Source organism: Roseibium denhamense (genome assembly GCF_009711415.1).
GTDB lineage: Bacteria > Pseudomonadota > Alphaproteobacteria > Rhizobiales > Stappiaceae > Roseibium > Roseibium denhamense.
The window spans coordinates 1-884 of record NZ_SMLZ01000043.1 but is presented as its reverse complement, the minus strand read 5'-3'; the positions used below and the strand labels follow the sequence as shown (position 1 = coordinate 884).

Genomic DNA, 884 nt, shown 5'->3' with positions numbered 1-884 from the left:
CTGTAACATCTAGGCCAGCAAAGGCCATAAAATCAGCCACAGCATCGTGGTTTACTAATGTATTTTTGTCGAAGCACCGTATCGTTACTTCGTCGAACAGCTTGCGGAATATGGGCAGTCTTTCTTCAAAGTCTAGACTGCGACGGACAAATGGAGATGCCAAAAATTTTGCAAATGATGGCTGACCAGTTCCGCTTTTTAACCCTTGGAGATACCATGATTGAAGGAAGCCTACCGGTTCCCGGATATATAGAACAGCCTGGCAATACCGACTACCAAGTGCGGCCCTTATTCCGTCCAAGTCGACCTTCTTAGTATCAGCAAAATGCCATAAGCCTTCATCACACATAAGTACGTCACAGTCTGAGGCATTGTTTTTTTCAATAACTGTCGTGACAGAGATTCCGCTACGATTACCATTTGGTATCCAAATACATGAATTTTGCTGAAGTATCCTATCTTTGTTCCTGTTTGCATATGCCTGTATGGATGTCGTACCCACCTTCATTGTTCCAATATGAACTATAGCCTTGTTTTTATTTCTTATGTTCACTACTTACCTCTTTACACATAATTGCAGATAGCTAGCATCTACTTAAAGGTGGGCCCGAAGGATCATAAATGCCTCGGCAGCAGTCGAACCAGACGCTGCGCCGCGTATTTGCGACAGACTTTTGACTGCCGTTAGGCTTCGGGGAAATGGGTAAGCTTGTATTTCATCTCCAAAAATACTTAGTATCTTCAGCTTCTCCTCAATATAGTCCGTAACATCGACGAACACTTCAGGACGAAAAGCATCGTCACGTCGGGCACTAATATCTGTTTCGGACAAGGTTTCATATACTAAAGCCCATTTTACCGACGGATAGCGAAACCATTTTACA

General features: G+C 43.3%; 1 protein-coding gene and 1 pseudogene. Both read right to left on the bottom strand.

The window, feature by feature from the left end; translation table 11 throughout:
* A partial coding sequence (locus E1180_RS22120; protein ID WP_208996747.1) for a hypothetical protein occupies nucleotides 1-553 on the bottom strand: 553 nt, incomplete at its 3' end.
* A 42-nt stretch (nucleotides 554-595) separates the two neighbouring features.
* Nucleotides 596-884, bottom strand: a pseudogene (locus E1180_RS22115) (hypothetical protein); the annotation flags it as partial.